The 12,974-nt window shown below is 74.6% G+C and carries 10 protein-coding genes; 5 read left to right on the top strand and 5 right to left on the bottom strand.

Going from position 1 to position 12,974, the window contains the following annotated elements; translation table 11 throughout:
- Positions 1-281: 281 nt before the first annotated feature.
- Positions 282-1,487 (top strand): aminotransferase class I/II-fold pyridoxal phosphate-dependent enzyme, encoded by a 1,206-nt coding sequence (locus AB0917_RS30520; RefSeq protein ID WP_366822916.1) that lies wholly within the window; start codon positions 282-284, stop codon positions 1,485-1,487.
- A 114-nt stretch (positions 1,488-1,601) separates the two neighbouring features.
- Here the strand turns inward: AB0917_RS30520 and AB0917_RS30515 are convergent, their stop codons facing one another.
- Positions 1,602-2,252 (bottom strand): VTT domain-containing protein, encoded by a 651-nt coding sequence (locus AB0917_RS30515; RefSeq protein WP_366822915.1) that lies wholly within the window; start codon positions 2,250-2,252, stop codon positions 1,602-1,604.
- Positions 2,249-3,031, bottom strand: coding sequence for an MBL fold metallo-hydrolase (locus AB0917_RS30510; protein WP_366822914.1), 783 nt, complete (start codon positions 3,029-3,031; stop codon positions 2,249-2,251). The genes AB0917_RS30515 and AB0917_RS30510 overlap by 4 nt, the downstream gene beginning before the upstream one ends.
- Before the next feature lie 270 nt (positions 3,032-3,301).
- Between AB0917_RS30510 and AB0917_RS30505 the strand changes: the two genes are divergently transcribed.
- Entirely contained in the window at positions 3,302-5,587 is a 2,286-nt protein-coding gene (locus AB0917_RS30505) for an alkaline phosphatase family protein (protein WP_366822918.1), read from the top strand.
- 15 nt (positions 5,588-5,602) lie between these two features.
- Here AB0917_RS30505 and AB0917_RS30500 read toward each other — a convergent pair whose 3' ends face one another.
- The 3 genes from AB0917_RS30500 to AB0917_RS30490 all read right to left on the bottom strand — a co-directional run bounded on the left by AB0917_RS30500 (position 5,603) and on the right by AB0917_RS30490 (position 8,358).
- Positions 5,603-6,652, bottom strand: coding sequence for a LacI family DNA-binding transcriptional regulator (locus AB0917_RS30500; protein ID WP_366822913.1), 1,050 nt, complete (start codon positions 6,650-6,652; stop codon positions 5,603-5,605).
- A 32-nt stretch (positions 6,653-6,684) separates the two neighbouring features.
- Entirely contained in the window at positions 6,685-7,335 is a 651-nt protein-coding gene (locus AB0917_RS30495; RefSeq protein WP_366822912.1) for a DUF305 domain-containing protein, read from the bottom strand.
- Between the two features lie 84 nt (positions 7,336-7,419).
- Positions 7,420-8,358, bottom strand: coding sequence for a DUF1996 domain-containing protein (locus tag AB0917_RS30490; RefSeq protein ID WP_366822911.1), 939 nt, complete (start codon positions 8,356-8,358; stop codon positions 7,420-7,422).
- Between the two features lie 856 nt (positions 8,359-9,214).
- Between AB0917_RS30490 and AB0917_RS30485 the strand changes: the two genes are divergently transcribed.
- From AB0917_RS30485 to secD, 3 genes are all read left to right on the top strand, one after another.
- A complete protein-coding gene (locus tag AB0917_RS30485) occupies positions 9,215-9,922 on the top strand; it encodes a rod shape-determining protein (protein WP_366822917.1) in 708 nt (235 codons plus the stop codon).
- Positions 9,923-9,993: 71 nt separating this feature from the next.
- Positions 9,994-10,596, top strand: coding sequence for a hypothetical protein (locus tag AB0917_RS30480; RefSeq protein WP_366822910.1), 603 nt, complete (start codon positions 9,994-9,996; stop codon positions 10,594-10,596).
- Between the two features lie 35 nt (positions 10,597-10,631).
- On the top strand, positions 10,632-12,932 hold the full coding sequence (gene secD / locus AB0917_RS30475) for a protein translocase subunit SecD (RefSeq protein WP_366822909.1): 2,301 nt from the start codon (positions 10,632-10,634) through the stop codon (positions 12,930-12,932).
- Positions 12,933-12,974 lie beyond the last annotated feature (42 nt).

Below are 12,974 nucleotides of genomic sequence, written 5' to 3'. Positions count from 1 at the left end.
GGGGCCGAAGCGGAACCGGACGGCGCCCCGGGGCCGAAGCGGAACCGGACGGCGCCCCGGGGCCGAAGCGGAACCGGACGGCGCCCCGGGACCGAAGCGGAACCGGACGGCGCCCCGGGACCGAAGCGGAACCGGACGGCACCCCCGAACCGAAACGGAACCGGACGGCGCCCCCGGGCCGATGCGGAACCGGACGGCGCCCCCGGGCCTTTGCGGAACGTGACAGCATCCCGGGCGAAAACGGGACGATGACGGCGACGGTGGCAGCGCGGGAGGCCGGAATGCACGAGGACCACGGGCCCGTCCGCTACGGGCCGCCCGCCCCCGACCCCGGCCTCCCGGTCCTCCCCGAACTGGCCGCCGTCCTGGCCGCCGCGGCGGAACGCACCCGCCCCGAACCGCCCGGCGGCGGCCGCACCCTGCGTGAGGCGGCCTGTGCCTACTGGGCCCGGCGCGGGCTGCGCGGCGGGCCGGAGAACATCGTGGCCGCCCCCGGCGACCAGCCGCTCCTCCTCGCCCTGATCGCCGCACACGGCGGCGACGTCCTCATGCCCCGCCCCTGCCCGGCCACCTGGATGCCGCAGGCCCGGCTGCTGGGCAGGCCCGCCTACCAGGTGCCCACGCCGGCGGAGTGCGGCGGCGTGCCCGACCCGTACGCCCTGCTGGAGACCGTGCGCCGGGTACGGGCCGAGGGCGGCCGGCCGAAACTGCTGGTGCTCTCGGTCGCCGACGACCCCACCGCCACCGTCGCCCCGCCGGAGCTGGTGCGGGAGGCCTGCGAGGCGGCGGTCGGTGAGGGCATGCACATCATCAGCGACGAGACCTGGCGCGACACCGTGCACCGGCCCCGCGACACCGTCCTGCTCAGCCCCGCCGAGATGTGCCCCGACGACGTCACCGTCATCAGCGACCTCTCCGGCGCGCTCACCCCCGTCGCCTGGCCGGTCGCCGTCGCCCGCTTCCCGGACACCGCGCGGGCAGCCGTACGCCGGGCCCGCACGCTGGACATCCTGACCGCGCTGGGCGCCCTGGTCGCCGGTCCGCTGGCGCCCGCCGCGGCCCACGCCCTCGGCGAGCCGGAGGCCGTACGGGAGAGGATCCGGCAGGCGGCGGGGCTCCAGGCCCACGTGGCCGCCGCCGCCCACCGCACGGTCCTCACCGCCGGTGCGCTGGCCCGGCCCCCGCAGGCGGGGCGCCACCTCTACGCGGACCTCGGCCCGCTCCGCTCCCGGCTGGCGGACCTCGGCGTCACGGACTCCATGGAGCTGGAGGAGTACCTCACCGGCCGGCTCGGCGCCCCCACCCCGGGCGGCCACCGCTTCGGGGACGAGCTGGGAGCGCTGCGCGTACGGCTGGGCACCGGGCCGCTGCTGGGGGCGACGCCCGAGGAGCAGCGGGAGTCCCTGACGGCGACGGAGCCGCTGGAGCTGCCGCATGTGGAGCGGGCGCTGAGCACGTTCGCGGCGGCCTTCGGCGAACTGAGGTGAGCTGAGGTGGGGCGGCCTTCGCCCGGCTCGCGGGCCGACCACACCGCCGACCACCGCCCCCCTCAGCCGACCACCACCCCGCCACCGCCGGCCACCACTCGCCACCGCCCCCCCTCAGCCCGCCGTGTCACCCGCCCCGTGGCTGAACCGCGCGCGCAGCTTCCGCCACACCGCCGGAGCCCCGCTGATCACCACGGTCAGCGCCACCGCCGCCACCACGCCCTGCCACGGCTCCGGGAAGAGCGAACCGCCCAGGATCCCGATCAGCTGGTACGTCGCCGCCCACGCCAGACACGCCGGCACATCGCCCCGGGCGAACGTCTTCAGCGGCATCTTCCCCAGCAGGCAGGCCAGCATCACGGGGATCCGCCCGGCCGGCACCAGCCGGGAGAGGACCAGCACCGCCCCGCCGTGCTCGTCCAGCTTCTCCCGCGCCTGCGCGAGCCGCTCCGGCGCGGCCCGGCGGGTGAGCGTCTCCAGCCACTTCGAACCGTTCTTCGAACGCACCCCGCGCTGCCCCAGCCAGTACAGGCAGACATCGCCCAGGAACGCCGCCGCCGAGGCCACCGCGAAGACGAAGAGCAGCGAGAACGGTGACGACTGGTGGAGCGCCACCACCGCCGCCGAACTGACCAGCGCCCCCGTCGGAATCACCGGCACCAGCGACCCCAGCGCCACCAGGAGGAACAGCGTCGGGTAGCCCACGGCCTGCTGGGTCGACTCGGTGGGCAGCTCCCGCACCACCGACTGGAACTCCTGGATCACCGGCCGGCCTCCGGCCGCACGCGCTCGCCGTGGGACAGCACATGCACCGCCACCTCGGGCGCCCGCATGCCCGCCTGCCGGACGAACTCGTCACCCGGCCCGTGGAACTCGTACGGCCGCACCCCGTCCAGACCGATCGGCCAGTACGTGCCGTAGTGCACCGGCACCGCCGAGCGCGGCTCCAGCAGGGTCAGCACCTCGGCGGCGCGGGACGGGTCCAGATGGCCCTGGCCGAGGTAGGGGCCCCAGCCGCCCACCGGCAGCAGCGCCACATCGACCGCGCCCACCGCGTCCGCCATCTCGTCGTAGAGCCCGGTGTCCCCGGCGAAGTACGTACGGGCCTCGCCCTCGACCACGTAACCGAGCGCGGGCACCCGGCGCGGGCCGACCGGCAGCCGCCGCCCGTCGTGGAGCGCCGGAACGGCCCGGACCCGCACCTCGCCGACCCGTACCTCGTCGCCCGCCCGCACCTCGGTGATGAGAAGCTCCCGCCTCCGGCGCAGCGCACGCAGCCCCGGCACGGCCGCGACCGCGCCGCTCGGCACGACCAGCCGGGTGCCGGGGGCCAGCCGGGACAGCGACGGCAGATGCAGATGGTCGGAGTGCAGATGCGAGACCAGCACCACCTCGGCGAGCGCCGCCTGCGGCGGCGGCACCTCACCCCGCCGCCGGCGCAGATGCGCGAAGCGCCGTACGAACAGGGGGTCGGTCAACACGCGGACCCCGGAGTCCTCGATCGTGCAGGTGGCATGACCCCACCAGGTGACCTCCACCGGCACGTCCCGCCTCCTCGCTCGGCCCCCGCGACGCCCTGCCCCGGAGCGGCCCACGCCGACCCGTGTACGGGAGCGCTGCCGGTACGAGCCTAAGCGCCCCCGGTGCTCCCCACGACGGGCGCTGACCGGGGCCGACGCTGTGAAAGGCTGGGGAGCGGGCTCGTGACGCGTGCCTGCGGTGGAGAAGGTGTGAGGTGGACCGGCGTGGACGAGCGGAGACGGCGTACGCCGGGGTGGCACACGGCGAGATGGCGCACGGCGGGCGGCGCGCTGATGCGGGTCGTCGCCGTCTGGGCGGTGTCCACCCTCACCATGCTCGTGCTCGCCGGCATCCTGCCCGACTTCCAGCTCCAGCTGGACGACGGCGACACCATCACCCGGACCGCGTTCACGGCCGCCTGGGGCGCGGGCGCCTTCGGCCTGCTCTCCGCGCTGGTGTGGCCGGTCCTGGTGCGGGCCCTGCTCATCGTCCCCGCGCTCGTCCTCGGCGCGCTGGTCTTCTTCCTCAACGGTTCGCTGCTGCTGATAGCGCTGCGCCTCATCCCGGACGGGCGCGGGGTCGCCGCCCCGGAGACCGCGGTCGTCGTCGCCGCCGTGATGTCCGCCGTCGCCTCCGCCACCTCCACCGCGCTCGCCGTCCGCGACGACGAGGCCTACCGCCGCAGGCTCTCCCGCCTCGCCGACCGACGCCGCAGACGCGGCTCCCCGGACACTCCGGAGCCCGACCGCGACGGACCGCCCGGCACCGTCTTCCTCCAGCTCGACGGCGTCGGCCACGACGTCCTGGTGAAGGCGGCGGCCGACGGGCTCATGCCGACCGTCGCCGGCTGGCTCGCCGACTCCTCCGGACACCGCCTCACCCCCTGGCGCACCGACTGGTCCAGCCAGACCGGAGCCAGCCAGCTCGCCATCCTGCACGGCTCCAACCACGACGTCCCCGCCTTCCGCTGGTACGAGAAGGAGACCGGCACCGTCATGGTCTCCAGCCGGCCCGCCAGCGCCCTGGAGATGCAGCGCCGCGCCATCGCCCGCACCCGGGACGGCGGCCTGCTCACCATCGACGGCGCCAGCCGCGGCAACCTCTTCAGCGGCGGCGCGGGCCAGCTCGCCCTGGTCCTGTCCATGGCCGCCCGGCGCGGCAAGGGCCGGCGCTCCCGCTCCGGGTACTTCGCCTACTTCTCCGACCCGGCCAACGCCGTGCGCACCGCCCTCTCCTTCGCCGCCGAGGTCGGCCGCGAGATCGGCCAGTCGACCCGGGCCCGCGTCCGCAAGGACACCCCGCGGGTCAAGCGCGGCGGCCTCTACCCCTTCATCCGGGCCTTCGCCACCGTCGTGGAGCGCGACGTGGTCGTCGCCGCCGTCCTCGGCGACATGTTCGCCGGACGCACCGCCGTCTACGCCGACCTGGTCGCCTACGACGAGGTCGCCCACCACTCCGGACCGCACAGCCGCGACGCCGAGAAGGTCCTCCAGCGCCTCGACCGCTCGCTCGCCCTGATCGCCAAGATCGCCGACCACACCCCGCGTACGTACCGGATCGTGCTCCTCTCCGACCACGGCCAGAGCCCCGGCGAGACCTTCGCCGCGAAGTACGGGCTGACGCTCAAGGACCTGGTCCGGGCGGGCTGCGGACTGCCGGTGCGGCGCCGGGCCCGCGGCACGCACAGCGCCTCCGAGGCGCGCGACGCCGTACGGATCGCCCTGCACCGCCCGCCCGAGGAGGAGGAGCCGGAGGCGGAGCACCCGGCGAAGCGCTCCGACCCGATCGTGCTGGCCTCCGGCAACCTCGGCCTGCTCTCCTTCCCCGACATCGAGGGGCGCGCCTCCCGCGAGCAGATCGACCGCCGCCACCCGGCGCTGCTCTCGACGCTCGCCAACCACCCGGGGATCGGCTTCCTCCTCGTACGCAGTGAGGAACACGGCTCCGTGGTGCTCGGGCCGGGCGGCACCGAGGTGCCGGTGGCCGAACTGGCCGACGGCGAGGGCCCGCTCGCGGTCTTCGGCACCGGCGCGGCGGCCGCCGTACGGCGCACCGACACCTTCCCGCACGTCGCCGACGTCATGGTCAACTCCATGTACGACCCCGCCACCGGCACCGTGCACGCCTTCGAGGAGCAGATCGGCTCGCACGGCGGACTCGGCGGCGAGCAGTCCCGGCCGTTCCTGCTCTGGCCGCGCGGGATGAGCGACCCGCTCGACACGGTGGCCGCCGAACGTGCCGAGGGCGCCCCGGCACCGCCGGGCGGCGGGCTGGTGGGCGCGGAGGCGGTGCACCGGGTGCTGACCCGCTGGCTGCTGGAGTGCTCCGGCCCCCAGGTGCCGGTGCGGGTGGAGGGCTTCGCGGGGGCGGCCCGGGTGGACGAGCCGTTCCCGGGGGAGGAGGCGATCGACGGTCGGGGGCCGGCGGCGGACACGGCCCACGGGCAGGAGCGGGCCGCCGATGGGCCTGTTCACGGCCAGGAGGCGAATGCCGACGTGCCGCCTCACGGTCAGGGGCCGTCCGCGCGGAGGCCTCCGGTGCTCAGGGAGATCCCGCTGCCTCAGTCGCCGGGCGACTGAGCGGCCTTCCTCCGCTCAGGCCGACTGCCGCCGCACCAGCGTCGGCGGGAAGACCACGGAGGGCGAGGGGCCTCCCGGCCCGCCGATCTGCTTCAGCAGCAGCCGGGCCATCTCCGCCGCCATCTCCTCCACCGGCTGCCGCACCGTCGTCAACGGCGGATCGCAGGCGGCCGCCGCGCTGCTGTCGTCGAAACCGACCACGGCCACATCGGACGGTACGTCGCGCCCGGCCCGCTGGAGCACCGGGAGCGCGCCCAGCGCCATCAGGTCCGAGGCGATGAACACCCCGTCCAGACCCGGCTGTTCCTCCAGCAGCCGGCGCATCGCCGCCGCGCCGCCCAGATGGGTGAAGTCCCCCTCCGCGCAGGCCACGTCCTCGATCCCGTGCGTGGCGAGGGCCTCCAGGAAACCCGCGAGACGGACCTGCCCCGCGGGCCTGTCCTGCGGACCGGAGATGGTCCCGATACGGCGCCGCCCCAGCGCGGCCAGATGGTCGGCCGCGAGCCGCGCCCCGGCCTGCTGGTCGACCTCCACATAGGCCAGCGACGACGGCCGCGGGGGGCGTCCCGCGAGAACGGCGGGCAGCCGGGTCTCCTGGAGGAGGCCGGGCAGCGGGTCGTCCGCGTGCGAGGTGACCAGGACGACGCCGTCGACGTGGCCGTGGCGCAGGTAGGAGAGCAGCTGGGTCCGGGACGTCTCGTCGTCCGCCAGCATCAGCACCATCTGGATGCCCGCCGGACGCAGCACCTCGAGGAGCCCGCTGACGACCCGGCCGAAGTAGGGGTCGGAGAACATCCGCCCGGCGAACGGCTCGGAGACCGGCCGCCGTTCGCGCTCCGAGATCACCAGGGCCACCGAGTCGGTGCGCCGGGTCACCAGCGAGCGCGCCGCCCGGTTGGGCACGTACCCGGTGGTCGCCACCGCCTCCTCGACCACGGTGCGCAGGGCGGGATCCACCGTGGTGGCCCCGTTGATCACCCGGGACACGGTGGCCCGTGAGACACCGGCCACGGCCGCCACGTCCTCCAAGGTCGGGCGTACGGGCGGCTCCACTTCGGCTGTCATGCAGCCTTTATACCCGCAGCCCAGGGCGCCGGTCAGCCGAGGGCCTGTGCCGCCCCCGGGAGCCCTTCCAACTCGGTGAGCGCTGCCTCGCGCGCCGTGACGAGGGCGGCGGCCAGCCGCTTGGCGTCGGCTCGGGCGCCCGCGGTGATCTCGGAGCGCGACACCTTGGCGGAGTGGCTCAGGTGGTCGCGGATCCGGGTCAGGAAAAGCCGGTCGAACGCGGCCCCTTCGGCGGCGCGGGCCGCTTCGAGGTCCTGTTCCGTCACCATGCCGGGCATGGCGTGACCCGCGTGCACATCGGTGTCGGGCAGCCCCATTTCGGCCAGCAGGGGCCGCAGGCGGCCGAGTTCGGCTTCCTGCTCGCTGTGCAGCCGGGTGGCGAAGGCCCGCAGCCGGGGCTCGGTGGCCCGGTCGGCGGCGAGCGTGAGCAGGGCCACCGCCTTCTCGTTCATCGGGGTCATCAACTGGACCCAGGCGGCGTCGGTGGGGGTGTCGGTGGCCGAGGCGGAGGCGGACGGGGCCGCGGCCGTGTGCGTCGCGGAGGCGGCGGCGGGCGCGGGCTCCGCCGCCGGGGAGCAGCCGGCCGACGCGGTCAGGCCCAGCAGGGCCAGCAGGGCCAGTGCCACGAGGGGGAGGCGCGGGGCGGGGGGTGTGGATCGGGTGGGGTGGGCGGGGTGGCTCATGAGGTGTCCTGGACCGGGCGGAGGGCGCCGCCCCGGAGCCTGGGCCCCGGGGCGGACACCGGTGGACGGGTGGGTGCGAGCCGATCAGGGAGTGCCGTCGGCGCCGCACTTCACGATGGCGTTGATGCAGTCACGGACGCGCTGCGCCAGCTCCTCCTCCGGCCATACGTTGAAGAAGTCGCCGTGCATCGTGTAGCCGGGGCCCGACGCCAGACGGAAACGGGACGGGTCGCCGTTGACCGGATAGCGCAGCACCTGACGGAGCTTGGGCACGGCCACCGGGTGGGTCGACGGGCACTCGCCGGCCACGGGGTAGGACATGTGGCTCTTGTGGTCGGCCGAGTCGAGATCCGTACCGTTCCAGCACTGCGGGAAGTCCAGGTAGGACTCCAGCATCGTGCCGGGCGGGCAGTTCACGAAGTCCTGCGAGGGGTTCACCTCACCGGCGTGCAGACACGACCAGCGGGCGAGGGTGTTCTCCGAGGGACTGGTGGCGACGGCGTTGCCCGCCACGATCCGCAGCCCCCGGGGGAAGGGCTGGATCTGCCGGATGACGTCGTCCCGGACCCCTTCGCCCAGGTAGTAGAAGGTGGTGCCGGTGGGCTCCACCTCCCGGTCGCCGTCGTACAGGGTGGGCACCCAGTACGAGGAGAGGTCGGTGTCGGGCGAGCAGGTCGAGCGGCCCTTCTCCAGAGACTCCAGGTTCGAGTGCCCGTTGGTGGTGTCGTTGCCGAAGAAGCTGTGCATGTGGGAGGCGCCCGGCAGACCCGGGAAGATGATCGGGTCGTCGGGGGCCCGGTGGCTGTAGGGGCACTCCGCCAGGAACTCGGAGACCCGCACCACATCGGCGGCGGCTTTGGGGGTGACCTCGGCGGCGGCGCGGTCGGACGCGGCGTTGCCGACGTTGGCCTGGACGAGGGAGAGGGCGAGGGCCGCGGCGGCGAGCCCGGCGATGCGGTAGCGCCAGGACTGGGTGGACCTCTGGCGGCGGTGTTCTGAACTGCGTCGGTTTCGGAAGAGCACGGCACTCCTGTTCGAAAGTGGGGGGAGTTCCTGACTACGGGGACTACGCGAGAGAGCGCTCTCTTGGGGAACGTATGAGCGCTGACTGTGCATGTCAAGAGAATGCGCAAGCGCGGCAATCACCGGCTGTACGGCGGAATTTGAGGGTGCGTAGATGGGAGAGCGCTCTCCAAAAGACTGCCGGAGCTTACGGTTCCGCGCCGTGCGGGGGAGGCGCTCCGCCGTCGTGGGCCGGGCCGTCCTGCCCGCCCCGGGCCGACGGCTCCGCCGGGACAGCGGGGAGGGCCACGGGCCACGGGGGCAGGCCGACGCGGCAGCCACGAAGGGCGACGAGGTCACGAGGGCCGGGGAGGCCGTGGAGGCCGCCGGGTTTGGTACAGCTGGGGTGCCTTTGAAACGGGGAGGAAGTGGCTTTCCCTCACCCGGTATTGCATAGTGAGGGCTTGGTCATGCCTCGCTATCAGCGGGCCGATGGGTGCGTGGACGGCTACGGACGGCCGACCGGGGGTGAGGGGCGATGCGTTCTCCGTACGACGGACAGCGACGCGGTCGTGCCGTGCCCCAGCCCCTGCCGGGTCCGCCCGGAGGCGAAGACCGTGACCCCCCGACCCATGACCCCCTGGCCATGCGCGGGACCGGCTGGTCCCGCGATGGGCGCGGGCCGTACGGCGAGGGACCCCGCCCGTTCGGCGAGGGTCCCGGACCGCTTCGTGACGGAAGCGGCGCCGGGGGGCCCGGGACCGGGCGTGAGCCCGGGACGCTCCGGGTGCGCCACGGACACCGTCGGCTCGGCGGCAGGACCGTGGCCGCCCGGGGGCTCGCCCTGGACCTCGGCAGCTCCCGTACCCGGGCCTGGGTGCCCGGCCACGGCCTGGTCACCGACCTACTCCTCGGTAGCGCCCTCCTCGGGGGCGCCGAGCGGCCCGTACGGCGCGGGCGCATCGTCGACCCCGAGTCCTGCGGGCGGCTGCTCGGCCGCCTCGCCGACGCGGCCCTGGGACCCGACCGCACGGACAGCGTGATCGTCCTCAGCCACCCCGTCCTCGCCGGGGCCGGCCACCGCAACGCCGCGCGGGAGCTGCTCGCCGGGCTGGGACCGACGCGCGTCCTCGTCCTCAGCAGCGCGCGGGCCGCCGCCGCGTACGCCGGTCCGCGCGACGCCGGTCCGCTGCTCGTCGTCGACATGGGCGCCGAGCTGACCGAGGTCACGCTCCTCGTCGGCGGCCGGATCGCCGATGCCCGGCAGGCCGAGACCGGGATCAGCGACCTGGACCCGGCGACACTGCCCGCAGCCCTTGTCGGTACGGTCCTCGACATGGTGAAGTCCATGTGGCGGCAGGACCGGCACGGCGCGATCCGCGGCGCCCTGCGCAAGGGCCCCGTGCTCGCCGGCGGCGGTGCGCTGCGCCCCGACGTCACCGACCGCCTCGCCCGGTGCCTCGGCACGCCCGTGCGGCTGGCGGAGGACCCGTCGACCACCGTCGTCCGGGGTGCCGGCCAGATACTCAGCTCCGTGCTCCGCCACGGGGTGACGCCCGCCGTCCTGCCCGGCCGACCGAGGTGACCCCGCACCCGGGGCCGCCCCGGGGGAAGGCGCTCCCGGTGCGGCCGGGCCCGGCGCAACGGACACGCGGCGTGCCGGCCGCGCTGGTGCTCGTCGTCCTCACCCTGGTCGGCGCCGCCCCCGCCGCCGGCGCCGCGCTCCCCGTCGGCGCCCTCAACAGCCTCGCGTCCACCGTGGCGCACACGCCGGATGCCCCGGCGCCCTCCCCGAAGACCGACCGCACCCCCCAGTCCGGAGGCCCCCACCACGACCTGCGGCGCACCCGGGCAGCCCCGTCCGCCGCAGGCCCCGGAACCGGCGGCCGCAACGCCCGCGACCACCAGCGAGGCCCCGACCGGCCCCCCGTGCGGACCGGCCCCGCCCGGCCGTACGCCCCGAACCTCCACGAGCGGTCGTCGGCCACCGACCCGGCCACCCATGCCCCCCGGGCCGGCATCAGCCGCGCCCACCTGACCGGCCACGCGCCCCCGCCGTCCTACGACGGCCTGCCGGCCTGCCCGTCCGGTTTGATCGTGCCGCGCGGCCATGCCGAGCGCGTCACCGCGACCTCCTCGGGTACCCCCTCCGGGCGCCGGGGCGCCCTGCCCGGCGTGCGTGGTCCTCCGGGCACGAGCACCGGTCCCTCGACCGGCCATTGGCCCTGCTCTGCCGATCAGGCGTCGCGTCCTCGCTGAGGTGAGGGCGGCCGACGCCCCACCGGAGGATTCCCATGACTCGCGCCACCACGGTGCGAGCGGTTCTGGCTGCGGCCGTGCTGCTCGTCTCCGTCTTCATCACGCTGACCATGTCACCCAGACTCGGCCTCGATCTCCAGGGCGGCACCCGCCTGGTGCTCCAGGCCAAGGACTCCGCCACCGTCGAGGCGAACCGGGAGACCACCGACCGCACCCTGGAGGTCCTGCGCCAGCGCATCGACTCCCTCGGTGTCGCCGAGCCCGTCCTCACCCGCTCCGGCGAGGACCGGATCATCGTCGAACTGCCCGACGTCCAGGACCCGCGCCAGGCCGCCGCCGTCATCGGCCGCACCGCCCAGCTCAGCTTCCACGCCGTCCAGGGGGCCGTGCCTCCCGGAACGGAACCCGAGTCCGGGAGCGACCGGCTGATCGTCCCCGACGAACAGGGCACGCAGCTCGACCTCGGCCCCGCCCGGCTCTCCGGAGCGGGCGTCAAGGACGCCACCGCGTCCTTCGACCCCCAGCAGGCGGCCGGCTGGACCGTCTCCCTCGACTTCCACAAGGACGCCGGGAAGGACTGGAACAAGCTGACGGGCGAGGCCGCCTGCTTCCCCGCCCAGGACGAGCGCCGCCGCGTCGCCATCGTCCTGGACGAGAAGGTCATCTCCTCACCCCAGGTCGACCCCTCGGTCGGCTGCAATGCCGGACTGCCCTCCGGGGGCACCCAGATCACCGGCTCCTTCAGCGCGAAGGAGGCCCGTGACCTGGCCCTCCTCATCAAGGGCGGGGCCCTGCCCGTACCCGTCGAGATCGTCGAACAGCGGACCGTCGGCCCGACGCTCGGCGCCGCGGCCATCGACGCCAGCGCGCAGGCGGCGCTGATCGGCGCCGCCGCCACCGCGCTCTTCATCATCTTCGTCTACCGCTTCTTCGGCGCGCTGGCCGCCGTGGCCCTCGCCGCGTACGGCGTGATCTCCTACGCCGCGCTCGTCGGTCTCGGCGTCACCCTCACGCTCCCTGGACTCGCCGGATTCGTCCTGGCCATCGGGATGGCGGTCGACGCGAACGTCCTGGTCTTCGAACGGGCCAGAGAGGAGTGTCAGGACCACCCGACCCGCTCCCTGCGCTCGGCACTGACCACCGGGTACCAGAAGGCGTTCAGCGCCGTGGCCGACTCGAACATCACCACGCTGATCGCGGCCGGGCTGCTGTTCTTCCTGGGCTCGGGCCCGGTCAAGGGCTTCGGTATCACCCTGGCCATCGGCGTCATCGCCTCGATGTTCTCCGCACTGGTCATCGCCCGCGCGCTCACCGATGTCGCGGCCGGCTCCCGGTTCGTCAGCGACTACCGGGGCGTCAACGGCATCGCGCGCCCCGGCGCCGTACGGACCTGGCTGATCCGCAAGGACCCGCAGCTCTTCCGGAAGCCGGTCCGCTGGCTCGTCGTCTCCGCGGCCCTGGTCGCCGTCGCCGTCGCCGGGATCGTGGTGCGCGGGGTCGACCTGGGCGTCGAGTTCACCGGGGGCCGGCTCGTGGAGTACTCCACCAGCCGTCCGGTGGACGTCGAGACCGCCCGCTCCACGCTCGCCGACGCCGGATTCGGTGACGCCGAGGTCACCACCGCGGGCGACGGAGACATCTCCGTACGCACCGGACAGCTCGACAACGACGAGGAACACACCCTGCGGGAAGCCCTGGCCACCGAGGGCGGTGAGACGACGAAGGTACGGGACGAGCTGATCGGCCCGAGCCTCGGTGACGAGCTGCGGCGCAACGCGCTGATCGCCCTCGGCGTCGCCGTGCTCGTGCAGCTCGCCTATCTGGCGGTCCGGTTCCGCTGGACGTTCGCCGTGGGATCGGTGGCCGCGATGGTGCACGACGTGATCCTCGTGGTGGGGGCCTTCGCCTGGCTGGGACGGCCCGTGGACGGTATCTTCCTGGCCGCCCTGCTCACCGTCATCGGCTACTCGGTCAACGACTCGGTGGTGGTCTTCGACCGGGTTCGGGAGCTGTGGGGCAGGAACCGGAAGACACCCCTGGTCGCGATCTCCCGCCGGGCGGTCCTCCAGACCGTTCCCCGTACGGTGAACACCGGGATGGGCGCCCTGTTCATCCTGGCCGCCCTCGCGGTGCTGGGCGGCGACTCGCTGGCCGACTTCGCCCTCGCCCTGCTCATCGGCATCTGCGTGGGCACCTGGTCCTCGGTGTTCACCGCCGTACCGGGCGCGCTCGTCCTGGAACGCACCACCAACGCACCCCCGCCCACACCGGGGAAGTCCTCCCGGCGCGCCCGCGAACCCCGGCGCGACCCGCTCGACAACGGGGCCCGCGTCTGACCCCGTATGCCGTCCGCCCCCTGTCCCGGTCCCCGGGGCAGG

Origin of the sequence: Streptomyces sp. NPDC007346 (genome assembly GCF_040703535.1) — a bacterium.
Lineage (GTDB): Bacteria > Actinomycetota > Actinomycetes > Streptomycetales > Streptomycetaceae > Streptomyces.
The sequence above is the reverse complement of the archived record's forward strand: the minus strand, read 5'-3'. Positions and strand labels throughout refer to the sequence as shown.

What these genes read in the sequence shown, in the direction of transcription:
- AB0917_RS30520 (WP_366822916.1), top strand. Translation starts at nt 282, where the DNA reads ATGCACGAGGACCACGGGCCCGTCCGCTACGGGCCGCCCGCCCCCGAC.
- AB0917_RS30505 (WP_366822918.1), top strand. Translation starts at nt 3,302, where the DNA reads ATGCGGGTCGTCGCCGTCTGGGCGGTGTCCACCCTCACCATGCTCGTG.
- AB0917_RS30500 (WP_366822913.1), bottom strand. Translation starts at nt 6,652, where the DNA reads ATGACAGCCGAAGTGGAGCCGCCCGTACGCCCGACCTTGGAGGACGTG.
- AB0917_RS30495 (WP_366822912.1), bottom strand. Translation starts at nt 7,335, where the DNA reads ATGAGCCACCCCGCCCACCCCACCCGATCCACACCCCCCGCCCCGCGC.
- secD (WP_366822909.1), top strand. Translation starts at nt 10,632, where the DNA reads ATGACTCGCGCCACCACGGTGCGAGCGGTTCTGGCTGCGGCCGTGCTG.